At 71.2% G+C, this 18,450-nt stretch carries 24 protein-coding genes; 6 read left to right on the plus strand and 18 right to left on the minus strand.

Going from position 1 to position 18,450, the window contains the following annotated elements; all coding sequences use genetic code 11:
• Positions 1-3: 3 nt before the first annotated feature.
• Both ACFVYI_RS12355 and ACFVYI_RS12360 read left to right on the plus strand, forming a co-directional pair.
• Positions 4-1,047, plus strand: coding sequence for a hypothetical protein (locus ACFVYI_RS12355; protein ID WP_387883993.1), 1,044 nt, complete (start codon positions 4-6; stop codon positions 1,045-1,047).
• 244 nt (positions 1,048-1,291) lie between these two features.
• Positions 1,292-2,326: a class I SAM-dependent methyltransferase gene (locus ACFVYI_RS12360; RefSeq protein WP_387883995.1), complete on the plus strand. Its 1,035-nt coding sequence runs from the start codon at positions 1,292-1,294 to the stop codon at positions 2,324-2,326.
• Between the two features lie 73 nt (positions 2,327-2,399).
• On the opposite strand, the gene ACFVYI_RS12365 is transcribed toward ACFVYI_RS12360, so the two are convergent.
• The 3 genes from ACFVYI_RS12365 to ACFVYI_RS12375 form a co-directional block, all read right to left on the minus strand.
• Complete coding sequence (locus tag ACFVYI_RS12365; protein ID WP_387883997.1) at positions 2,400-2,786, minus strand: DUF6087 family protein; 387 nt, start codon at positions 2,784-2,786, stop codon at positions 2,400-2,402.
• A 101-nt stretch (positions 2,787-2,887) separates the two neighbouring features.
• Positions 2,888-3,208: a DMT family transporter gene (locus ACFVYI_RS12370; protein WP_387884000.1), complete on the minus strand. Its 321-nt coding sequence runs from the start codon at positions 3,206-3,208 to the stop codon at positions 2,888-2,890.
• Positions 3,209-3,293: 85 nt separating this feature from the next.
• A complete protein-coding gene (locus ACFVYI_RS12375) occupies positions 3,294-3,638 on the minus strand; it encodes a multidrug efflux SMR transporter (protein WP_360633589.1) in 345 nt (114 codons plus the stop codon).
• Positions 3,639-3,754: 116 nt separating this feature from the next.
• Between ACFVYI_RS12375 and ACFVYI_RS12380 the strand changes: the two genes are divergently transcribed.
• On the plus strand, positions 3,755-4,207 hold the full coding sequence (locus tag ACFVYI_RS12380; protein ID WP_387884001.1) for a MarR family winged helix-turn-helix transcriptional regulator: 453 nt from the start codon (positions 3,755-3,757) through the stop codon (positions 4,205-4,207).
• A gap of 114 nt (positions 4,208-4,321) precedes the next feature.
• Positions 4,322-4,669, plus strand: a complete 348-nt coding sequence (gene cutA / locus ACFVYI_RS12385) for a divalent-cation tolerance protein CutA (RefSeq protein WP_387884004.1) — start codon at positions 4,322-4,324, stop codon at positions 4,667-4,669.
• Between the two features lie 125 nt (positions 4,670-4,794).
• Here the strand turns inward: cutA and metG are convergent, their stop codons facing one another.
• The 3 genes from metG to ACFVYI_RS12400 form a co-directional block, all read right to left on the minus strand.
• A complete protein-coding gene (metG, locus tag ACFVYI_RS12390) occupies positions 4,795-6,525 on the minus strand; it encodes a methionine--tRNA ligase (protein WP_387884007.1) in 1,731 nt (576 codons plus the stop codon).
• A 209-nt stretch (positions 6,526-6,734) separates the two neighbouring features.
• On the minus strand, positions 6,735-7,910 hold the full coding sequence (locus ACFVYI_RS12395) for a damage-control phosphatase ARMT1 family protein (RefSeq protein WP_387884010.1): 1,176 nt from the start codon (positions 7,908-7,910) through the stop codon (positions 6,735-6,737).
• A gap of 24 nt (positions 7,911-7,934) precedes the next feature.
• On the minus strand, positions 7,935-8,885 hold the full coding sequence (locus tag ACFVYI_RS12400; protein WP_387884013.1) for a hypothetical protein: 951 nt from the start codon (positions 8,883-8,885) through the stop codon (positions 7,935-7,937).
• A 226-nt stretch (positions 8,886-9,111) separates the two neighbouring features.
• Here ACFVYI_RS12400 and argS point away from each other — a divergent pair, with 226 nt between their 5' ends.
• Entirely contained in the window at positions 9,112-10,878 is a 1,767-nt protein-coding gene (argS, locus tag ACFVYI_RS12405; RefSeq protein ID WP_387884015.1) for an arginine--tRNA ligase, read from the plus strand.
• Positions 10,879-11,125: 247 nt separating this feature from the next.
• Here the strand turns inward: argS and ACFVYI_RS12410 are convergent, their stop codons facing one another.
• From ACFVYI_RS12410 to ACFVYI_RS12460, 11 genes are all read right to left on the minus strand, one after another.
• Positions 11,126-11,590, minus strand: coding sequence for a GNAT family N-acetyltransferase (locus ACFVYI_RS12410; RefSeq protein WP_387884018.1), 465 nt, complete (start codon positions 11,588-11,590; stop codon positions 11,126-11,128).
• Positions 11,587-12,432: a hypothetical protein gene (locus ACFVYI_RS12415; protein ID WP_387884021.1), complete on the minus strand. Its 846-nt coding sequence runs from the start codon at positions 12,430-12,432 to the stop codon at positions 11,587-11,589. The genes ACFVYI_RS12410 and ACFVYI_RS12415 overlap by 4 nt, the downstream gene beginning before the upstream one ends.
• Complete coding sequence (locus ACFVYI_RS12420; RefSeq protein ID WP_387884024.1) at positions 12,396-12,959, minus strand: hypothetical protein; 564 nt, start codon at positions 12,957-12,959, stop codon at positions 12,396-12,398. The genes ACFVYI_RS12415 and ACFVYI_RS12420 overlap by 37 nt, the downstream gene beginning before the upstream one ends.
• An 89-nt stretch (positions 12,960-13,048) precedes the next feature.
• The gene (locus ACFVYI_RS12425; protein ID WP_387884027.1) at positions 13,049-13,471 is read right to left on the minus strand and encodes a hypothetical protein; all 423 of its coding nucleotides are present in this window, start codon (positions 13,469-13,471) and stop codon (positions 13,049-13,051) included.
• A gap of 134 nt (positions 13,472-13,605) precedes the next feature.
• Positions 13,606-14,454, minus strand: coding sequence for a helix-turn-helix domain-containing protein (locus tag ACFVYI_RS12430; protein ID WP_387884030.1), 849 nt, complete (start codon positions 14,452-14,454; stop codon positions 13,606-13,608).
• 42 nt (positions 14,455-14,496) lie between these two features.
• The gene (locus ACFVYI_RS12435) at positions 14,497-15,015 is read right to left on the minus strand and encodes a DUF6879 family protein (protein ID WP_387884033.1); all 519 of its coding nucleotides are present in this window, start codon (positions 15,013-15,015) and stop codon (positions 14,497-14,499) included.
• Positions 14,990-15,229: a hypothetical protein gene (locus ACFVYI_RS12440; protein WP_387884036.1), complete on the minus strand. Its 240-nt coding sequence runs from the start codon at positions 15,227-15,229 to the stop codon at positions 14,990-14,992. Before ACFVYI_RS12440 ends, ACFVYI_RS12435 begins: the two co-directional genes overlap by 26 nt.
• Positions 15,230-15,435: 206 nt before the next feature.
• Positions 15,436-15,624: a DUF397 domain-containing protein gene (locus tag ACFVYI_RS12445; RefSeq protein ID WP_387884039.1), complete on the minus strand. Its 189-nt coding sequence runs from the start codon at positions 15,622-15,624 to the stop codon at positions 15,436-15,438.
• Between the two features lie 78 nt (positions 15,625-15,702).
• On the minus strand, positions 15,703-15,903 hold the full coding sequence (locus ACFVYI_RS12450) for a DUF397 domain-containing protein (RefSeq protein ID WP_387884042.1): 201 nt from the start codon (positions 15,901-15,903) through the stop codon (positions 15,703-15,705).
• Positions 15,904-15,975: 72 nt separating this feature from the next.
• Positions 15,976-16,164 (minus strand): DUF397 domain-containing protein, encoded by a 189-nt coding sequence (locus ACFVYI_RS12455; protein WP_387884044.1) that lies wholly within the window; start codon positions 16,162-16,164, stop codon positions 15,976-15,978.
• 6 nt (positions 16,165-16,170) lie between these two features.
• Positions 16,171-17,019, minus strand: a complete 849-nt coding sequence (locus ACFVYI_RS12460; RefSeq protein ID WP_387884046.1) for a helix-turn-helix domain-containing protein — start codon at positions 17,017-17,019, stop codon at positions 16,171-16,173.
• 317 nt (positions 17,020-17,336) lie between these two features.
• On the opposite strand from ACFVYI_RS12460, the gene ACFVYI_RS12465 reads away from it, so the two are divergent.
• A complete protein-coding gene (locus ACFVYI_RS12465) occupies positions 17,337-17,753 on the plus strand; it encodes an ATP-binding protein (protein ID WP_387884049.1) in 417 nt (138 codons plus the stop codon).
• Between the two features lie 76 nt (positions 17,754-17,829).
• Here ACFVYI_RS12465 and ACFVYI_RS12470 read toward each other — a convergent pair whose 3' ends face one another.
• A complete protein-coding gene (locus ACFVYI_RS12470) occupies positions 17,830-18,432 on the minus strand; it encodes a GNAT family N-acetyltransferase (protein ID WP_387884052.1) in 603 nt (200 codons plus the stop codon).
• Positions 18,433-18,450 lie beyond the last annotated feature (18 nt).

Here is an 18,450-nt window from a genome sequence, read left to right on the forward strand (position 1 = left end):
GCCATGACGACAGCGGCGGGCGGGGCGGCGGTGCGGGCGGCGGACGACGGGGGCCGGGCGGGGCAGGGCGCGGTGGAGCGCGGCCCGGTGGGGTGGGGGGCGGACGGTCGGGGGGTGGCCGTCTGGGGCGTCGCGTACGCGGGCTTCGGGCTCGGCTGCGCGGTGACGGGGGCGGCGCTGTTCGGCGCGGTCCGGCCGGGTTGGGCGGTCGCCGCGGTGGGCGCCGTCGCGGCGGTGGCCGGGGCGGCCGCGGCGCGGGGAGGACGGCGCCGCGGCGCACGGCCGCGGGTGCTGCGGCCGGTGCTGTGGACGCTCTGCGCCCTGACCGGAGCGGCGGCGTTCGGCCTGCTCATGGACGTCATCACGCTGGTCTTCAACCAGGACGTGGACAGTTGGCCGGCCGCGGTCCAGCACGCGCTCGCCGCGCTCGGCGCCGTCCTGCTGGCGGCCTGCGCCCGCACCGGCGGTCCGACCGTCCGGGAGGCCGGCACGGGTGCGCCCCCGGCCCCGTCGGCGGCCTCGGGTGCGGTCCGACTGGCCGCTCTCGCGGGGACGCTGGCGTTCGCGCCGTACGTCGCGATGAAGCTGACCTGGGCCCTCGGCGGTACGTTCGCCGGCCTGAGCGGGGCGCAGATGCGGGCCGTCGCCGTGCGCAACGGCGCGTCCGGGCTCTGGCTCACCCTGGAGTCCTGGGGCGTGGACGCGACGGCGCTGCTGGCGGCGCTCGGGGTGTTCCTGCTCTGGGGTCTGGTCCGCCCGTGGGGCCAGGTGTTCCCCCGGTGGACCTGGCTGCTGCGCGGTCGTCGCGTCCCCCGCTGGCTGCCGCTCACCCCCGCGCTGCTCGGCGCGGCGACGCTCGCGCCGTACGGCGTCTTCGGCATCGGCTACCTGGCCCTCGCCGGCACGGGCGCGGTGACCGTGTCGCGCGGGGACTTCCCCACCGAGGCGGACGTGCTCCTGGTCGGCTGGATCGGCCTCGGGGCCTTCGCCGTCTACGGCGTCGCCCTGGCCGCCGCCGCCCGCTCGTACTGGCACCGCACACGGTGACGCACCCCGTCCTTTTGCGGAACCGGCAACACGGCTTGCCGGTGGGGCGGGCCCTGTCGCAGCCTGGCGGCGGAGGTGATCGCCATGGTCGACGGGCAGCACGGCAACGGGGACGGCACGTCGGCGGCGTTCGCCGTCGATCGCGCACGGCCTGGTGGGTGAGGAGACCGAACAGGCCCGCACGGCCGCGAAGGTCCGGAGACCGAACCGCTGTGAACCCCCGTCCACTGGAACGGAGAACGTCATGAACCGCTCGCACCGCCCCGCACCCGGCGTCGCACCCGGCCCCGGTCACGTCCACGCCCACGGTCAGGACCGTGGGCACGCGCACCACCACGGGCACGACCACGAGGCCCCCGGCGACGTCGACTGGGACGCGCTCGCCACCCTCCTGGAGCGCGAGGCCGAACTGCGCGCCCCCGCCATCACCGAGGCGGCCCACTGGCTGCGGGAGTTGCTGAGCGGCAGTGCCGCGAGCAAGGGCAGGGCAGCGGGCAACGGCAGGGCAGCGGGCAACGGCAGTGGCACGAGCGGGGGCGGCCGCCCGAGCGGCGGCGTTCGGCGCGTCCTGGACGTCGGCAGCGGGCCGGGCGTGATCGCGGGGCTGCTGGCCGAGGTCTTCCCGGACGCCGAGGTGGTCGCCGTGGACCAGTCCCCGGCCCTGCTGGAGCGGGCCCGGGTCCGCTCGGCCGGCCGCCTCACCACTCAGCAGGCCGACCTGCCGGGCGACTTCGCCGCGCTCGGCGCCGCCGACCTGATCTGGTCCGCCAACGCGATCCACCACCTCGGCGACCAGCAGGCGGCGCTCACCGCGCTGGCCGGCTCGCTGCGCCCGGGCGGTCTGCTGGCCGTCGCCGAGCGCGGACTGCCGCTGCGCTTCCTCCCCCGGGACATCGGCCTCGGCCGCCCCGGCCTGCAGGCCCGTCTGGACGCCGCCCTGGAGGACACTTTCGCCGAGATGCGCGCCGAAGTCCCGGACGCCGTCGACACGGTGGAGGACTGGCCCGCGCTGCTGGCCGCGGCCGGTCTCGCCCCCAGCGGCACGCGGACCTTCCTCACCGACCTGCCGGCGCCGCTCGACCGCACGGCCCGCGAGTACCTGCACACGCACCTGGCCCGCCAGCGCGGGCGGCTCGGCGAGGGCCTCGACGCCACCGACCGCGCGACCCTGGACGCACTGCTCGACCCCGGTGCTCCCACCGGCATCCTCGCCCGGCCGGACGCCTTCTACCTCACCGCCACGACCGTCCACACGGCCCGGGCGGCGGGTACGGAGTGAGGTTGGTCGGTTCCCGGCCGGTCGCCGGCGCCCCGTGCGTCGGCGGGCCGGGCCGGTCGTGAGCGGCCGGCGCTCACCGGTCCGGCTTGCGGTGCCGCCCGGTGCCCTTCCGGAGCAGCGCCACCGGGGTGTCCGCCTGCGGGAACGTCGCCCCCGGGGGCCCGGCCGGCTCGACGGACTCGGCTGTCGCCACCGCGTCGCCTTCCGCCGGCGCGGGCGCCCCGTCGCGCGCGCCGGAGCGGACGATCAGCGGGTACGCCTCCGCGTAGCTCTCCGTCACGGCGACCGGCTGCCAGTCGAAGCCGTCCCACTCGACGACCAGGCGCGGAGCGTCCCGGAGGACGTGCGCCCCGCGGCGCGGTCCGGGCGCCAGGGTGATCGCGTCACGCGTCCCGGGTGCCCGTCGGCGCCCTTCCCGCCTGGCGTACCACGCCTCCAGCGGCTCGTCCTCGGCGTCCATCGCCGCCTCCCTCGGGTCGGTGGGGAAGCGACAGTCTTGCCGATGGCGCGAGGGCGGGGCGATGCCACGAACGGGTGAAACCCGGTGGGGGCGGCGCCGGTTCAGATCCCGGCGGCGAGCTTCAGGGTGATCGCCCCGGCGATGATCGAGGCGAAGGAGAGCAGCTTGGGGAGGGTGATCCGCTCCTTGTAGATCAGGGCGCCGAAGACCACGGTGCCGATCGAGCCGAGCCCGGTCCAGATCGTGTACCCGACGCTGACGTCGAGGGTCTTGAGCGCCTGGCTCAGGGTGAAGACGCCGGCCGCGGCGGCGACCAGGGTGAAGACGGACGGCCAGAGCTTGGTGAAGCCCCGGGTGGCGTTGGTGCCGAGGGCGAAGGCGATTTCGAAGACGACGGCGATCGCGAGGTAGACCCAGGCCATGACGGACTGCTCCTGTGGGTGAGAGGGATCGGTTGCCGGACTGCGGTGCGGTGAGGAGCGGGGCGGTGCCGGGAGCGGGGCCGGCTCAGGCCGAGGCGGGCGGCTGGGCGCCGAGCCGGTCGGCGAGCTTGAGGCCGAGCACCCCGCCGATGATCAGCACGAAGGCGACCGCCTTGCCGGCGTTCATCGACTCGTGGAAGATCACCGACCCGAGGAGGACGGTGCCGACCGAGCCGATCCCGGTCCACACGGTGTAGCCGACGCCGACGTCGAGGGTCTTCAGGGCCAGGCTGAGGAAGAAGATCCCGCCGGCGGCGGCCGCGGCGCTGAGCAGCGACGGCCCCAGCACGGTGAAGCCGTGGGTCGCGTTGGTGGCGAGGGCGAAGACGACCTCGAAGACCGAGGCGACGAGCAGGTAGATCCAGGCCATGGGAACCCCCGGGTTCATTGTGGTTGCATGTATGTGCAAATTGATGTCGACTGGGCAAGAGCATGCATGTACAAGTAATCTGTGTCAACCCACCCCGCTCGGCCAGGGAGCAGCCCATGACCTCTCAACCCAGCCCCACCGGCGGCGATGCGGACGCCCGGATGTGGAGCCGGCTGACCGCTCTGCACGCGCACGTCGAGAGCCGCCTGGCCACCGCCCTCCAGCGCCGGCACGGCCTCGGGCTCTCCGAGTACCGGGCCCTCGGCCTCCTCGCCGAAGCGCCCAAGGGGGAGCTGCGGATGCAGGACCTCGCCGCCGGGCTCGGCCTCAACCAGAGCTCCGTCACCCGCCTGGTCGCCCGCCTGCACGCCGCCGACTTCACCTACCGGGACTCCTGCCCGGACGACAAGCGCGGCGTCTACACCGTCATCACCGCCACCGGCCGCGCCCGCCACGAGGAGGCCCGGACCACCTACCGGGAGACGCTCACCGCGAGCCTCGACGAGGCCGCCGCCGACACCGCTGACATCGCCGCCGTCCTCACCGCGGCCCGTGGGGCCCTCGCCTGAGCGCCGCGGCCGCGCCCACGGTCGCGGCTCGGCCCGCCATCAGCCCGTGCACGGGAAGTCGGCCGGTCCGACGTCCCGCTCCGCGCACCGGCGCGTCGGCGGTACGGTCGCGCCATGGCAGCTTCCACCCCTGACGTCGTCGTGGTGACCACGACCCACGACACCGAGGACAAGGCGCGCGCCCTGGCCGCCGCCGCCGTGCGCGAACGCCTGGCCGCGTGCGCGCAGATCCACCCCGTCCGGTCGGTCTACCGGTGGGACGGCGAGGTGCGGGAGAGCCCCGAGTGGCGCGTCGACCTCAAGACCCGCGCCGACCTCGTCACCCGCCTCGGCGCCCACCTCGCCGAGCACCACGACTACGAGACACCCGAGATCATCGCCGTCCCGGTGGTCGCCGGGAGCGCCGACTACCTGGCCTGGGTCGCCGCCGAGACCATCGGGACGGCACCGGGCTCCCCCTGACCGGGCCACCCTGACCTGACAACCGGACCCGCCGACGCCACCCGCCCGCCGACGCCGCACGCCGGGACGGCGCGGCCCCCGCTGCCGGTCGATGGCAACGGGGGCCGCGCCGGCCCGCGCCGGGCCTACTCGCCGCTGCCGAAGCGGGCGGTCCAGGCGGTGAGGTCCTCGTCGGTGATCTTGGCGAAGAGTACCGGCGGGACGGTGAACGCGGTGCCGGCCGGTACGAAGTCCAGCGCGCGCGCCTCCTCGGGGCTCACCCAGGCCCGGGTACGGGCCGGGGCGTCGTCGGCGAGCGCGAACGCCTCGCGCATGGCCTGTGCCGCGGCCGGGATGAACGGCTCGGAGACCACCGCGTAGAGGTGGATCAGGTTCATCGCCGTCCGCAGGGTCAGCGCGGCGGCCTCGGGGTCGGTCTTCACCTGGAGCCAGGGCGCCTTCTCGTCCAGGTAGGCGTTTCCGGCGCTCCACAGCGTGCGCAGGCTCTGCGCGGCCTTGCGGAAGTTCAGCGCCTCCAACTGGGCCTCGTACTCGGCCAGCAGCTCGGCGATCTGCGCGCCCAGCCGCTCCTCCGCCTCGCCGGCCGCGTGCCCGGCGGGGACGTCGTCGCCGAACCGCTTGCGGCTGAAGGAGAGCACGCGGTTCACGAAGTTGCCGAGGGTGTCGGCGAGGTCCTTGTTGACGACCGAGGAGAAGAGGTCCCAGGAGAAGCTGGAGTCGTCCGACTCGGGGGCGTGCGCCATCAGGAAGTAGCGCCAGTAGTCGGCCGGCAGCAGCTCCAGCGCGACGTCGGTGAAGATGCCCCGCTTCTGGCTGGTGGAGAACTTGCCGCCGTAGTACGTCAGCCAGTTGAAGGCCTTGACGTAGTCGACCTTCTTCCAGGGCTTGCGCGATCCGAGGAGGGTGGCCGGGAACATCACCGTGTGGAACGGGACGTTGTCCTTGGCCATGAACTCCGTGTACCGGACGGTCTCGTCGGCCTCGTACCACCAGGACTTCCAGTCCCGGACCTCGCCGTCCGCCGCCGAGTCCGCCCACTCCTTGGTGGCGCCGATGTACTCGATCGGGGCGTCGAACCAGACGTAGAAGACCTTGCCCGCGGCCGCCAGCTCCGGCCACACATCGGCCGGCACCGGGACGCCCCACTCCAGGTCGCGGGTGATGGCGCGGTCCTGCAGGCCCTCGGTCAGCCACTTGCGGGCGATCGAGGAGGCGAGGACGGGCCACTGGTCGCCGTGGGCGTCGACCCACTCCTCGACCTGCTCGGTCAGCTTCGACTGGAGCAGGAAGAGGTGCTTCGTCTCCCGCACCTCCAGGTCGGAGCTGCCGCTGATCGCCGAGCGCGGCTCCAGCAGGTCCGTCGGGTCGAGCACCCGGGTGCAGTTCTCGCACTGGTCGCCGCGCGCCCTGTCGTAGCCGCAGTGCGGGCAGGTGCCGACGATGTACCGGTCCGGCAGGAACCGCCCGTCGGTGACCGAGTACACCTGGCGGATCGCCCGCTCCTCGATGAACCCGTTGGCGTGCAGCTCGCGGGCGATCTCCTGGGTGATCTCCCGGTTCTGCTGCGAGGAGCTGCGCCCGAAGTGGTCGAACGACAGCCGGAACCCGTCGTAGACGGCCTTCTGCTGGTCGTGCGCCTGCGCGCAGAACTCCGCGACCGGCAGCCCGGCCTCCTGCGCGGCCAGCTCGGCCGGCGTCCCGTGCTCGTCGGTGGCACAGATGTACAGCACTTCGTGGCCGCGCTGGCGCAGGTACCGGGAGTAGACGTCCGCCGGGAGCATCGACCCGACCATGTTGCCCAGGTGCTTGATCCCGTTGATGTACGGAAGGGCGCTGGTGATCAGGTGCCGAGCCATCCTCGGATGCTCCGATTTCTCCCGCACGCACCCCAGCCCGGAGTGCCGTGACAGGCGCAGGGTCTGGGGGCCGCAACGGAGTTCCGGCATGGGCGGCCGGACTCCGGGCTGCCACAGAGCGACGTTCCACTGTGGGCGTGCGCAGTCTATCGAAGCCGGGGCGGCCCCTCCTCGCCCTTTTCACCGGTCGGACGGCCTCGTCGGACGGCTCACCGCCCGGCCGGCCGCCGGTGGACCTGGACGACCGCGTACCGGCCACCGGTGCGCCACCCGGCCCCCGTGCCGTCGAGCCGGGCGAGGACGGCCGGTTCGACGCCCACGACCACCTCCGACTTGAGCGTCCGCAGCACCGCGACGGACGACGGGAAGTGCTCCACCACGTCCGCGAACGGGGTGGTCGGCGGCCAGAGCCGATCGCCCACCAGGCGCCGGTAGTTGAGGTCCCCCTTGAACACCGTCAGCGCCGCACCGGCGAACTCCGCCCGGAGCTCGGCGGGCAGCTCGTGGAAGGTCAGTGGCGCACAGAAGAACGCATGGGTGCGGACGGCGAGTCCGCCCGTGCCGAGCGCCCGCCACAACCGCCGGCCGACCGCCGCCGCCCGGGGCGAGGGGGCCGCCCGCAAACGCTCGACCGTGGCGAGCAGGTCGGCCGTGGTCGCGTCCGATACGAAGTACGGCCGGGGCTTCACGTACAGCACCACCTCGGCCGCCAGGCCCTCGGTGAGCAGGTGGTCGATCAGCACCAGGTCGGGCAGCAGCTCCCGGCCGGCGTTGTCCGCGACGACGCAGACCCGCCCGCCCCGGGCCCGCTCCAGCTCGGTCCAGAACAGCGCGCCGTCGTCGACGACCAGGTCGGAGGCGGCTCCGTCGTCGCCCGTCGCCGTCATCTTGAAGCTGAGGTCCGCGCGGTTGCCCCACAGCGCGGACGCCAACAGGGCCTCCTCGCGCTGCCGTCGGGGGCGGTCGCCCAGTGGCTCCAGCGCCGCCAGCTCGTCGTCCACCGCCGGGCCTGCCAACTCGGCCGCCTTGAACGGGCCGAAGGGGTCGATGCCGCGCCACGCGCCGGGCCGGAACCAGCCGGTGGCGTCGAGCAGCCGGTGGTAGAACCAGTTCTCCGCCCACAGGAACGGCGCCTCGCCCCAGGGCCGGCCCCAGAGGTCCCCGCCCCACGCCAGCCACCGCTCCCGGTCGTGGACGCTCTCGCCCGGCGGCTCCAGGACACCCGTGGTGCTCTCCACCAGCAGCCGCTCCACCGCCGCCCGCTGGGCGGGCCCGTACGGCAGCGCGTCGAGGACCTGCCGGACGAGCTCCGGGTGGCGCTCGTGGAACACGCTCCAGGGGAAGGAGCCGGGGGCGTCACTGCGGATCACGGGCGCGGTCGGCACGTACGGCTCGTCTCTGTCGGTCGGTCAGCGCCACCCGGTCCGGTGGGCGATCCAGGTCCGTCCGACCGCCGCCATGCGGGCCTGGTAGTCGCGCAGGTACGGCACGCCGGGCGGGGCCGGGAGGCGGGAGTTGCGCTCCCAGTATCCGGCCTGGGCGACCGCGAACGAGGTGACCGCCCGCGGCGGGGCGTCGCGCCAGGAGGCGGCGCGCCCGATCAGCTCCTGCGCCCGGCCGGGGGAGTGGCCGGCCCGGATCAGCTGCGGCAAGAGGAAGGCCGGGTCGATCCAGGCGGCGCCCTGGTGGAGGTAGGTCCAGTCGATGGCGAGGGCCGCCCCGTCGCGCATCAGCAGGTTGTCGGCGCGCAGGTCCACGTGGAGCAGGCAGTCGCCGCCGGAGTGGTCGAGCCAGTCGCGCTCGACGGCCGCCAGCCGCTCGATGTGGCGGGCCGACCACGGGTCGAGGACGGCCCGCTCCTCGGCGAGGGCGCGCCAGCCGTGGAAGCGGCCCCCGAGGACGGCGGCGACGGTCGGCCCGTCGGGCACCGGGGACGGGCGGACGGCTGCGGGGAGCAGGTCGAGGAGCTCCAGCACCGCCGGGAGGTCGGGTGAGTCGGGGCCGAGGCCGGGGTGGCCGCCGGCCACGTCCTCGAAGGCCATCAGCAGCCAGCCCCCGCCCTCCCAGGAGTCGATCATCCGCGGCGCGGGGACGTGCGGGCCGAAGCTGCGGTTGACGGTCGCCTCGACGGCATACGTCGGGTGGACGGGGTGGTCGGTGGCGACGCCCTTGAGGAACACCGCCCGACCGTCCGCGAGCGCGGCCCGCACCGCGAGCCCCGGGCTGAACCCGGCCGCCTGCGTCGCCGCCGCGACCACCGGCGAGCCGAGCACGGACTCCACCGAGTCCCGGACGGCGGCCGGGAGTTCGCTCCAGGAGGGCCGCACGGAGGTGCGTGAGAAGAGGTCGTTCGAGGTCACAGCGCCTCCCGGCCCCGGGTGATTCGGTCGCCCGAGCGTAGTCCGGGGCGCGGCGGCGGATCCAGCGACTTCCCGTCGAGCGCCGCCCGTGAAGGCGAGGGCATCCCGGCGGCGGGCTCGGCCCCCGGTCCGGCGCCCTTAAATCGGGCGGCGGTCATCAGTCGGCAGACCTACCATTCAGCGCATTGGCGGCGACGTGTCCGCTCGCCCCGGAGAGGGAATCCCAGTGCCTGAGGTCATCGCAGTGATCAGCCTTGTCGAGCACGCCGTGTCGGCCGCCATGGCCCGCGTCCTGCCGCCCGAGCTGTCCGAGCGAGACCCACTCGTCCGACCCTCCGAGCACGCCGACTTCCAGTCGAACGTCGCCCTGTCGCTGGCCGCGCGGACCGGGCGCCCGCCGCGGGACCTGGCGCGGACGCTCCAGGGCGAACTGGCCGGTGGTGGGGCCATCTCGTCGAGCCTGTCCGGCCCCGGGTTCCTCAACCTGACGGTGGCGGACTCGCGGCTCTGGGAACAGGTCGTGGCCCGGCTCGCGGACCACCGGTCGGGCGTCGGCCTGCCGCTGGCCGGCACGCGCACCGTCATCGACTACTCGGCGCCGAACATCGCCAAGGAGATGCACGTCGGCCACCTGCGGACGACCGTGATCGGTGACTCGCTCGTCCGGGTGCTGACCTTCCTCGGCGGCGACGTCGTCCGGCAGAACCACCTGGGCGACTGGGGGACCCAGTTCGGCATGCTGATCCAGTACATCGACGAGCACCCCGAGGCGCAGTGGCGCGGCGGTGCCCGGGGCGCCGACGCCGGCGAGCAGGTCTCCGTGCTCGACGGTCTGTACCGGGCGGCACGGCAGGAGTTCGACGCCGACCCCGAGTTCGTCGAGCGTGCCCGGCGGCGGGTGGTGGCCCTGCAAAGTGGCGACGAGTCCACGCTGGCCGTGTGGCGGGAGCTGGTCTCGGTGTCCGCCCGGGCGTTCCAGCAGCTCTACGACCGGCTCGGAGTCCTGCTCACCGAGCAGGACTCCGCGGGCGAGTCGACGTACAACCCGTTCCTGGACGAGGTCGTCGAGGAACTGGTCGAGGCCGGCATCGCGGTCGACAGCGACGGCGCGCTGTGCGTGTTCTTCGACGACGTCACCGGCCCGGACGGCGAGCCGGTGCCGCTGATCGTCCGCAAGAAGGACGGCGGCTACGGCTACGCGGCCACCGACCTGGCCACCCTCCGCCACCGGATCCGGAAGCTCGAAGCGGACCGGATCCTGTACGTCGTCGACGCCCGGCAGTCCCTGCACTTCCGGATGGTCTTCGCCACCGCCCGCCGGGCCGGTTGGCTCCCCGACGGCGTCGAGGCCGTCCATGTGCCGTTCGGGACGGTGATGGGCCCCGGCGGCACCCCCTTCAAGACCCGTTCCGGCGGCACGGTGCGGCTCTCGGAGCTGCTGGACGCGGCGGTCGAGGGCGCCCGGGAGGCGATCGCCGAGAAGCCGCACGACCTGACCGGCGACGCGCTGGAGGACGTGATCCGGGCGGCCGGGATCGGCGCGGTCAAGTACGCCGACCTGTCGACCTCCCGGGCGAAGAACTACGTCTTCGACATCGCCCAGATGGTCGCGCTCCAGGGCGACACCGGCGTCTACCTGCAGTACGCCCACGCCCGGGTCCGGACCATCCTGAGCAAGGCTCCGGTGGAGGCCCTGGAGCAGCCGGTCGACACCACGCTGCCGCTGCACCCCGCGGAGCGTGCGCTGATCCTCCTGCTGGACGGCTTCGACGCCACCGTCCGCGAGGTCGCCCGGGAGCTGGAGCCGCACCGGCTCTGCGGGTACCTGTTCTCCCTGGCGAAGGCCCTCACGGACTTCTACGGCGCCTGCCCGGTCCTCAAGGCGGAGACGGCCGCGATGCGGGCGAACCGGGTGGCCCTGTGCCGTCTGACCGCGCGCACGCTGGCCCGTGGCCTGGACCTGCTCGGCCTCCAGGCCCCGGCCCGGATGTAACGGGTCGCTTCCCCGGCGGGCGGGACTATGCGCCCATTGGGGTCTCGCGCAGGGTCCTCATTGAGCGTGCGCAGCGCCGCGACGGGCGAGGGAAGTGCCCGACGGCCTCCGCGAACGACGTGGTCGGCGGCCAAAGCCGGTCGCCGACCAGGTGCCCTTGACGATCGTGAGTGCCGCGCCGGCGAACTCCCTCCCGGGAAGTCGACCTTGGGCACCTGCACCTCAGAGGGTTCGGCCATGTCGTGACTCACGGACGAAGCAATCGAACTTCGTAACGCTCAAATCCGCCCTCCGCCCCTGTGTGGGAGAACCCGACCTTGGCCAGCACGAGGCCAGAGGCCGAGTTGTCCGGGTGGTGTTTGGCCCGCACGACCGGAAGGCGCAATGCACCGAAGGCCAGGGCCAGGAGACGGGTTGCCGCCTCGGTGGCGTAGCCCTGGCCCCAGGCGTTCGGTCGCAGGAGGTAGCTCAGCGTGCCGGCACCATGGGCTATGCCCAGCTTGGCAATGCCCACCAGGTCGCTGGCGGCTTCAATGCCGAGGATGAAGTGCGTCCGAGGAGACAGTCCGGCCGCTACCACGGCCCGGCTGACGTAGATCCTGGCTTCATCCTCACTCATTGGGCTCCGGGCCAGATACCTGACCGACGCGGGACTGTAGATCCGCTGGAGAGCCTGCTCGTCCCCGGCCCGCAGTTCCCGCAGCCGGATCACATGCTCACCGCCGCCAAAGTGTCACCGAGGTCGGCGGCGGTCGGCCGATCAGCCGGCCCGGAGAGCAGCACGGGACGGAGCACGTCCTGAAGCTCCGGCCATGGCGTCGCCGGGGCAAGAGGCAGTTTCCCCGTGGCGATGGCGTCGCGCAGCCCATCGGGTCCGGCCTCCTTCCGGTCGATTCCGGCCCCCTGGTAATCGAGCGGCCAATCGCCGGTCGCGCAGGTCCAGAGCACTCCCGACAGGGCATACACCTCTGCAGCCGGTGACGTCTTGACCGGCTGCGGCCCGGCGGAGATCCAGGCGGCCAGCTCCGGTGCCATCAGATGCACCATGGCCCCCTGGAAGGAGGTCCAGGGCGTTGTCCCCTCCTGCCATGACCAGGCGAAGTCGATCAGCTTCACCTCGCTCTCGGTGTGGATGCCGTGCGACGGCTGCAAATCGCCGTGTACCCAGCTGGCGGCGTGGAGGCCGGCGACCGCGCGACATAGATCGACTGCTCCGGCGAGCGCGATCGGACGGCCTGCGGTTCCTTCTCGGGCGGCTCGGAAGACCTCCCAGGTAGATCGCCCAGCCAGCCACGGCGTGACGAACCAAACGGCCTCACCAGCTCGGCCTGCCGTGACCGTGTAGCCGGGAAGCTGATCCAGAACCGATGCCTCTCGCGCTGTCACCTCGGCGGCCCCCCCTGTCCCGAGCTTGATGGCGACAGCGGCCATGGGGCCGGTGGCTTTCCAGACGGCAGAGCCGCGTCGGTCGGTGATCTCCTTCAGCTCGACCGGCCCGCAGACAGCTTCCGCGGCCTTCACGGCTTCCGGGGGACAGGAAGCGAACTCGCCCATGCTCGTACTGCCTTCCACTCACAGGGGGTGTGCTCGAACACGTCGAGCCCATCGTCTTCGGCAGCGGCCAGTGCCGCAGCGAGATCGGGCGTGTCCTTCAGGAACTTCGGGTCTCGTGGGCGGACGGATGCCCGCACTGGCAGGAACGAGAACGGGGCCGGCGAAATGCTCTGGCCGAAGCGGTCCCGCTCCTGGACGCCCCTGGCGAACTTGCCGAACATCACGCCAACTGGCCCGTACAGGTTCTTGAGCGCCCAGTGTGGCCAGGTCATCAGCTCGCGGTGGTCGGCGTCAGTGGTTTGGCCGAGGATGACGATGTTCTCGCAGGTGAGGACACCGTTTGTTCTGCGCGCCAGGGGTCGGACCCACTCCGCAGCTTGAACCCCGGCGTAAAACAACTCGGCCTCGACGGCGTACTGGTGGGCGCCGGGAGCGATCCCGTATACGGTCCAGCCGGTCATGCCACGAGCCCGGGAGGGTTCGAGGAACGGGCAGTGCTCGGCCAGCGCGTTGACGTAGTCGGTCACGTTGACGCTACGCGGATTCTCTGACCTGGCCTCGATGAGGCGGAGCGCCCCGGCGGTAGGCCGGGGCGCTCCGCCCGTTGGGGCGGTGATCACCGGGTGGTCTTCTCCGGCACCACGTCATCGCCGTCACCGGGGCCGGGCTTGGGGCCGCAGTCCCACTCGGCCACCACGGTGCCGGTCTCCCGGTACTGCGCCAGGGCTTCGGTGTTGAGAGTGCCGTCGGCGTTCGTGAACCAGATCTCGGGGAGCGGCCCGTACGCCTCCTCGTACGCCTTCACCCAGGCGATGTGGCCGTGGCCGGCCCACGCAATGTGGGACAGCTCCTGCCCGGCGTGCGCGATGGTGAACTCGCGGTGTGCCTGGGTGTTCTGGGCGAGCACGTGCCACGTGGCGTCGATCGCCAGGGAGAACATCTCGGGCGCGGTCTGCCCAGCGTCGAACCGCTGGCCGGCGATCCTGAAGAACCTGCCCAACTCGACCAGCTCGGGGCTGGACTCGATAGTGGTGCTCATACACTTCCTCCAACAGGTTGGTGGTGCCGCATCCGGCCGGACAGCCGGTATCGGCCTAGACGCTCGGTGATGTCTTCGACGCTAGGGAGAACGACCAGCGGCCCTCTACGAAGTTGCGACTAGTTGCGAGTCGGTCACCCGAGGGCGTCAATGGCGGCCGTGATCACCGCACGAGCGTTCGCTCCGTAGACGGCCATCCGGGACAGCTCGGTGAAGGTCTGGGCGTACATCGCCACTTCGTGGGGTTGCGTCAGCCGCAGGTGGCCGGAGACCAGCTCGACGGAGGTCTGGGCGTCATCGAACATGTAGAAGTCCTCGGCCGGCGACCGGCTGCGGCCGTGCTGCAACGGGATCACGCCGAAGCTCACGTTCCCGAGCGTGCTGATCGTGATCAGGTGCCCGAGCTGCCCCGCCATCGCGTCGGTGTCGCAGACGCTGCCTCGAAGGACCGACTCCTCAACGACAAGCGCGAACGTCCGAGTTCCGGAGAACAGCATGCGCTGGCGCTCCATGCGGGCATCGACAGCGGCTTCGACACCGTCCACGGTCACGCGAGCGCGCTGAACGGCCTGGAGTACAGCAGTGGTGTAGGCCCGCGTCTGGAGCATCCCTGGAATGACCCTGCTGGCGTAGACACGGAACATCCGAGTCCGCTCGTAGAGCGAGTAGACCGCTTCCTGGGCCGGGCGGAGTCCCGCACGCTCCATGCGTCGCCATTCGACGTACATGGACTCGATGGCGCGGGACGCCGTGATCAGGGCCTCGGCCTGGTCGTCGGCTCCGCAGGCGCGGCACCAGGCCCGAATGTCAGCGTCGGTCGGGGCCGCCTGCCCGCTCAGCAGTCTGGAGGTTTTGGACGGGTGCCAGCCACACCGGGCAGACAGCTCTCGGCCGGTGATTCCCGAAGCCTTGAGCACGTCTTCGAGACGTTCCGCGAGTGCCTTCCGGGCAGCGACAACGCTTGATGACGGCGAATACGACATGGTGGGCTGGCTGTCGGGGGTGCAGTAGCGACGGAGTGAGGTTCAGACGTTGTACTTCTCGTGTGGCGTCGCGCTGGCCCATACCGCCTCGAACGCCTCGGCACACAACTGCACCGCGGCCGGGTCCTCACTCAGCTCGCCTCCCAAGGAGTCGCCGTCACCCGAGAAGTGACCCCAGCGGACGAGCCGGCCGTCGAACAGCCAGAAGTCGTTGCCGGGCAAGGCGAGGTCCGAGGCGTTGCGCCGGGGCAGCCACCGGACCTCTTCGCCCGCTGCCACGTTGGGGAACGTGACGTCGTACTCGTAGCGGATGTAGTCGCTCACCGGCTCAGACACGATGCGAGCCCGGCGAATCGCCACACCCCGGCCCGTCGCCTCGGCGATCACGTCCAGCCATGGCCGCCACCATGAGTCGCGGTCGCTGGGATCGAGCCGGTGCCCCGCCTTCCAGGCGATGAAGGCGGGGTCGTCCTGCATGTAGCCGTCGCGCATCTCCAGGTGGACGGCCGAGCGCTGAGTCTTTCTCAGCAGCTCGTCAATCTTCGCCGCGCTCAGCGACATCCAGTGCCTCCCTCAAGGCCCGTGCCAGCCGCACGGGCACCCGGACCACGGTCTCGTGGTCGGGAATGTTACCCACCGTCAGGCACTCGGCTTCGGTGTCTGCGTCGATCTTCCAGCCCTGGATGACGAGGTCAAAGGTGTCCTCATCGACCCACACGGTCGGAGAATCGCCGTCCGGGGAGTTGGGGTCCTTCGCGATGAACCGTAGCGACACGGTGCCCTCCGAGGATCGTGGGTTGCGAGATCTTGCGCAGTTCCCACCCATGGTGGCCCTGCGAGAGCCGGGCTGTCCGGGGTTCGAGCAACTTGACCCGTGAGGAGCAACGACAACGACGTTGACCGAACGGGTGGTCCTTGTCCGTGCGGGCGTTCGTCTGTCCGGTGGCCCCTTGCGCCTCGCAAGGGGCCACCGGGTGGGCGTCAGGCGACGAAGTGGTCGAACTCGCCGGCCTTCACACCGAGGAGGAAGGCGGCCCACTTGCGAGGGGTGGTGCGGACGATGATGTCGCCGGTGTCGGGATCGCGGATCTCGACCATGTCGTCGGCGGTGCGGACTTCGAGGGACTCGTTGGCATCGCCGCTGAGTGAGGCCTTCTGCCAGTCGTTCATGCTTGCCAGCCCTTCAGATCGGTGTACGTGGTCCGGCGGCCCCTTGCGAACGAGCAAGGGGCCGCCGGAACGATTCGGTTAGGCGGTGAAGTGGTCGAACTCGCCGCGCTTGACGCCTTCAAGCCAGAGGGCGAACTTCTTGGGCGTGGTGACGACGATCGAGTCGGGGGCGTCGGACTCGCGGATCTCGATCAGGCCGGCACTGTTGGTGGAGACCTCGACGGAGTTGCCGCCGTCCTGACTGCTGCTGGTCGACTTCTGCCAGTCGTTCACGCTCATCAGCCTTTCAGATCGGTGGACTTGGTCCGGCTGCCCCCGCGCACCCTGCGAGGGGCAGCCGGAACGATTCGTCTAGGCGCCGTGGTGATCGAACTCGCCGGCCCGGATGTCGTGCAGGAAGACCGCCCACCTGCGTGGGGTGGTGCGGATGATGACGTCGGGGGCGTCAGATTCTCGTATCTCGACCATGCCGTCGACGGCGCGTACTTCGATGCACTCGTTGGCCTCCCCGCTCAGTGATGACTTCTGCCAGTCGACCATGCCTTGCTAGCCTTTCAGATTCGTCATTATCTGATGAATGAACGCGCGGGATTCCTCGGGTGTGAGCGCCTTTTCGGCCGTCTCCGAATTGATGCCCCGGTAGGTCTCTAGATCCGCTGTGGAGTGGACGAAATGTGGGCCTTGACTGAGGTCGATCTGGACGATATCCAGCTCCGGAACGGCTCCCGTGGCGAAATAGAGGCTCTCGCCGGATCCTGGGAACGTGTCCACGTCGAATGGAATTGCGCGGATCTCGACCCCGGGGCGCTCGGAGTCCTCCAGCAGGCTCCCGAGCTGGTCGCGCAGGACATCTGGGCCGCCGAACTGCATGCGCAGGGCAGCCTCGTGGATGAAGGCGGTGTAGGGCTTGAGCGTGAGGACCTGCTGGCGCTCGACGCGAAATGCCGTGCGGGTGTTGACCTCGTGCCGGGGCAGCGGTGGACGGAGGCGGGCGAAAACCGCCGACGCGTAGCGACTGGTCTGGAGAAGGCCTGGGATGAAGGTCGTGTGCAGGATGGTGAGCGATTCGGCGTGATGCTCCATCTCGGCAATGTCGATGATCCCACTGGGAACTCTTCCTTGGAAGCTGTCCCACCAGTATTTGCGGCGATCATTGGTCATGGCGACGAGTGCGGCGACCAGATCGGAGTTCATGCACTTGCTGGCGATCGCCCAGGAGTGCAGACGGTCGGCGCTGATGCCCGACTTGCCGTTCTCCATCTGTGAAATTTTGGGCACATCGGTGCCAAGAGCTGCCGCCATGGCCTTGGGGGTCATGCCCGCGTGCTCGCGCATCTTTCGCAGCTCGATGCCGAGGCGTTGCTGGCGCACGGTTGGTGACAAGCGTGGTGGCATGCCGATTTCCCCTCGGTCGGAGCTTCCGGTGAAGTCTGCCGCTCCCGTGCCAGAGGGTCCACCCGAACGGACGCCTGCCAGGGGCGGGTCCCTCGATGGGGTGAATATGTACCGACGCAGTAGCAAATCTTCTACCGCGACTCTAGCGTCGTTCCCACAAAGCTTGCTGACGTATCGCCAGACATCTCGAAGTGCACCCTGGATGGAACGAGCACAGGCTGCCGACGCCTGTCCTCGTTCCATCGTCGGCGGGGGTAGGCCACGAGTGGATGGGCCCGTCATCAATGCCCTCACCTCAACTGGACTGGAGACAGTCGATGTTGCTCCCGCTCCTTCGCCCGGTCGACTCCGACCCGGCTGTCGAGTTCAGGCTCGACCTCTTCCCGCCGGCCCTGCCGGAGATCGTCGGGGCGCTCCGCCGCCTTCTGCGCGACACCCTCCGCAGCATCGACCTCGACCCCGACGCCCCCTGCCTCGTCCTCTCCGAGCTGGTCACCAATGCCCTGGTCCACGGCGACGGACCGCCGACCGTCGTGCTCGAACTCCGGTGCGGCAGGCTCTACATCGCCGTCTCGGACGCCTCCGCCGCCCCCGTCGTCCGCCCGGATCCGAACGACTCCCGTACAAGCGGACGGGGGCTTGACCTCGTGGCTGCGCTTGCCGATGAGTGGGGTGTGAAACTCATCGGGTCGTACGGCAAAGCGGTGTGGGCCGTGGTGGCGGTCGGCGGCTGATGGGTGTCTTCCTGCTGGCCGGGCTGCTGGTGTCGGTGCTCTTCGTCGGCATCGTCGCGCAGCTCATCGCGAGCCGTCAGCCGCGTGAAAGGCGCTCCACCAGGCGGGACTTGGCCGCCGGCCACTCGTCCGCCAGCATCGAGAAGTAGGCGCTGTCGCGCCAGACCCCGTTGGCCCGCAGCTTCTCCCGACGGTGGATGCCCTCGTACTGGGCCCCCAGTCGCAGGATCGCGTTGCGGGAGCGGTCGTTGAGCGCGTCCGTCTTCCAGAACACCCGGCCCATGCCCAGGTCCTCGAAGGCGTGGACGAGCAGCAGCAGCTTGGCCTCCGTGTTGATCGCCGTCCGCCAGGCCGACCGGGCGTACCAGGTGCCGCCGATCTCGACCAGCTCGTCCTGGGCGCTGAAGTCGTAGTACCCGGTGATGCCGACGGCCCGCCCGCTCGCGAGGTCGATCACGGCGAACTTCACGGCGGTGCCGGCCGTCACCTCGGCCAGGCGGACGTCGAGGATCTCGCCCAGCGCCTCCTCCGTCGTCGGCGGGTGGAACGGGATCCAGCGCCAGACGTCCGGGTCGGGGCCGACGGTGGCCCACAGGTCGCCGAGGTGGTCCCGGCTCAGCGGCTCCAGGCGGACGTGGCGGCCGGTCAGGGTCACGGGGGCAGGCAGCTTCGCAGTCATGATCCAGAAAGTAGCCAA

The sequence above is a fragment of the Kitasatospora sp. NPDC058218 genome (assembly GCF_042882445.1).
In the GTDB taxonomy this organism is placed as follows: domain Bacteria; phylum Actinomycetota; class Actinomycetes; order Streptomycetales; family Streptomycetaceae; genus Kitasatospora.